General features: G+C 65.1%; 4 protein-coding genes. 1 reads left to right on the forward strand and 3 read right to left on the reverse strand.

The features are described 5' to 3' along the window. Positions 1-75: 75 nt before the first annotated feature. From ACMO6A_RS07450 to ACMO6A_RS07460, 3 genes are all read right to left on the reverse strand, one after another. Positions 76-348, reverse strand: coding sequence for a hypothetical protein (locus tag ACMO6A_RS07450; protein WP_015760198.1), 273 nt, complete (start codon positions 346-348; stop codon positions 76-78). A 336-nt stretch (positions 349-684) separates the two neighbouring features. After that, positions 685-1110: a single-stranded DNA-binding protein gene (locus tag ACMO6A_RS07455; RefSeq protein WP_015539410.1), complete on the reverse strand. Its 426-nt coding sequence runs from the start codon at positions 1108-1110 to the stop codon at positions 685-687. A 254-nt stretch (positions 1111-1364) separates the two neighbouring features. After that, positions 1365-1796, reverse strand: coding sequence for a hypothetical protein (locus tag ACMO6A_RS07460; RefSeq protein ID WP_015760197.1), 432 nt, complete (start codon positions 1794-1796; stop codon positions 1365-1367). A 217-nt stretch (positions 1797-2013) separates the two neighbouring features. Between ACMO6A_RS07460 and ACMO6A_RS07465 the strand changes: the two genes are divergently transcribed. Continuing rightward, on the forward strand, positions 2014-2718 hold the full coding sequence (locus ACMO6A_RS07465) for a hypothetical protein (RefSeq protein ID WP_418471016.1): 705 nt from the start codon (positions 2014-2016) through the stop codon (positions 2716-2718). The last annotated feature ends 137 nt before the right edge of the window (positions 2719-2855 follow it).

The raw sequence follows: 2855 nt of genomic DNA on the forward strand, positions 1-2855 counted from the left end.
GTTATGCGGATGCGTAAACGCACACCTGCATACCTGTGCGGATGCGCGTTTACTTATTCTTGCCCGCCGGCGCCGCTATGCGCCGTATTCCGACGCCCTCGCGGCGCGATACGCGCGGCGCGTTTCGACCTTGCGGCAGCACTCCTTCCGTGCCGCCACCGTCCTCTCCGCCACGTCGTAGGCGTACGCGATGAGCGCGCCCGCCACCGGGAATACGGCGCAGTTGATGTAGACATAGCTGTATGCGAGCATGAACCACATCCCGACGAGCCCCGCGACCAGCGCGGCGGCGGCGGCGACCTTCTCCCTTCCGCTCGGCTCCATTACTTCCCTCTTGCAACCGGCCATGACGGCCTCCTTCCGATATTCGGCGATCCCGCGCCGACGCGGTCGCGGCCTCCCTTGCCGCTGGTATGTATGTACCCAGCTGCGCACATGCGTAAACGCACAAACACGTAAATGCGCACGTATGCGTCTGCGTAATTCGATAATTTGCCCAGCGGGCCGCCCGGACACCGGTCGGCAGGCCCCTGGCCTGCGATTTCCATGGCCGGATGACCGGCGGGACCCCATCCGTCCCATAGGCAGCCGGGTGTGGGAAACGTGTGGAGACGGGCTACGGCATGAAAAAGCCCCGCCGTCTCCGGTGGGGCGATCACTTGAGTATGGGGTTGTACGGGTCGGCTAGAACGGGATGTCCTCGTCCGCAACCTCGACGGCGGGAGCCTCGGGGACCGCATACTGCTGTCCACCATCAACCGCGGCAGCAGGAGACGCGGCAGGGCGGGAGTTCATGAACTCGATCTCGTCGACGATGACCTCGAGCTTGCTGCGCTTCTGGCCGTCGCGCTCCCAGGAGCTATAGCGCAGCTTGCCCTCGATCGCGACCTTGCTCCCCTTGGAGATATAGCGGCCGACAGCCTCGGCGCGGGTGCCGAACATGGTACAGTCGATGTAATTGGGATAGTCCTCCCACTCGCCGGTCTGCGGGTTCTTTCGGCGATCGTTGACGGCGATGCCGAACGAGAGCACCTGGGTGCCGGCCGCGGTGGCGCGGAGCTCGGGATCGCGGGTGAGGTTTCCGGTGATGTTGACTCGGTTGATGCTCATTGGCTTCTATCCTTTCGGTTCCGGCGGGGGGCCGATCCCCCCGCCTTCGTCGCCATGTATGTACCCAGATGCTCAGATGCGTAAGCGCATAGATGTGCGTTTGTGCGGTTATGTATTGGGCTGGCACCGGAGCCCGGCGTTTTCCATGGCCGGATGACCGGAGGGACCCCATACGTCCCGTAGGCAGCCGGCTGTGGGAAACGCGTAGCGATTCCTCCGGTTCGGTTCTCGCCCAGTTTGAATCACGGGGCGGTTCAGAAGGCGTGCGTTCGGCGCCGGTTAGGGTCCGGGGCCGGCTCTACACGTGGGACGCATATGGCGCCGCTGAAGGATGCCTCGTCGTAGGCGTCGCGCAGTGCGGCGACCAGGCATTCGCGTGTAACGTAGAAGTCCGGCTCCCATTTCTCGCCGTCGCCGCCCGTCACCCGATACCATCCCTCGCCCTGCCAGACCTTCTCGACAGCCTGGTCGATCACGGAGATCTCGGCGTAGGGCAGATGGATCTCGCCGGCATCCCCGTAGGCACCGCGGAGGTCGTCGGCAAGGTCCGCTTCGGTCCCGTACCATGTGGCCGGATACGATCCCATCCCGTCGGTGAAGCAGATTCGGTACCAGCCCTCGCCCTGCCAGCATTCCTCCAGATCGGCAGCGACGGCGCGCCCGATCTCGTCATCGTCCGTATACATGGCTGCTCCTTGCCCAAGTCGTTCATTCGGTATTACCCGTTGATACCCCGTTCGGGCGCATCGGAAACAGCCGATTCCGATGAGGACGGGAAGATACGGACAGGCGGCCTTCCGCCCCGATCTCAATTTAGCGGGCATGAGCGGGGGCGATTCGGGGTAAACGGCTCTCTAGGGAAGCCGCGGGAGCGGCATGGGACGGAAACGGAAGGATATGGACATGGCCACGGATCACGGCACGGTGCCGCCCATCGAGCACGATGAGACGGCGAACCTGAGGCTCGCGCTGATGGAACGATGGAGGGAGTCCTGCGGGCGCGTGGCCGAGAGGTTCGGACGCCGCAGCGACATCCCCTTCTACTCGAGCGCGCTGTCGGCACTCGCCGGCGAGTGCGCCGACGACATGGGCAAGTCCGGCAGGGTTGCCGAGGCGGCCGTCGCCATGCTCGCCGACGCGCTCATGGAAAAGGACCCGCGGGGATATGCGGACAGCGCCGAGGCTGCCGCCAGGGAGCTCGAACGCCTCGTCTCGTCGATCGCATACGCGGACGCGCTTGGACGCCTGCGCGCGGCAAACTCGACGTTCGAGACGCGCATCCTTGGGGAGATCGACGGAACCGACCCGGATGCACTGCCGGCGATGCCGGATGGCCTCGTCGGACCGTCGGATACGGCCACCTGCACGATCGATATCCTCGGCGGGTCGCAGGAGGACAACCGCGAGGTGCTGGACACCTGCGGCGCCATGATGATGAACGAGGATCCCGATATCGGAGACTTCTGCTTCATCACGTTCATGCTGCGCGACGGCTCGCCCAAGACGGGTATCTTCTGCAAGATACGCGACTCCCGCCGCGTGCAGGACGCTTGGGCGCGGGCCTATTCCGACTACACGAACGGCGACCGCATCGGGTCGGCCGAATAGGCATAGCCATAGGCCGCCTGCTGCGCGGTGAGACCGCAGCGCGGGCGGTACCGCCCCGGATGCCCTCCCCGTTGGGATTGCAGGACGGTATCCAGGGTGGGAGACGGCGGGGGTATCGCGCGCGTGGCGCGCGATAC

Source organism: Eggerthella sp., from assembly GCF_048329335.1.
GTDB lineage: Bacteria > Actinomycetota > Coriobacteriia > Coriobacteriales > Eggerthellaceae > Eggerthella > Eggerthella lenta.

Excerpts from the sequence above, each read along its gene's own strand:
- ACMO6A_RS07455 (WP_015539410.1), bottom strand. The coding sequence starts at position 1,110 with ATGAGCATCAACCGAGTCAACATCACCGGAAACCTCACCCGCGATCCC.
- ACMO6A_RS07460 (WP_015760197.1), bottom strand. The coding sequence starts at position 1,796 with ATGTATACGGACGATGACGAGATCGGGCGCGCCGTCGCTGCCGATCTG.
- ACMO6A_RS07450 (WP_015760198.1), bottom strand. The coding sequence starts at position 348 with ATGGCCGGTTGCAAGAGGGAAGTAATGGAGCCGAGCGGAAGGGAGAAG.
- ACMO6A_RS07465 (WP_418471016.1), top strand. The coding sequence starts at position 2,014 with ATGGCCACGGATCACGGCACGGTGCCGCCCATCGAGCACGATGAGACG.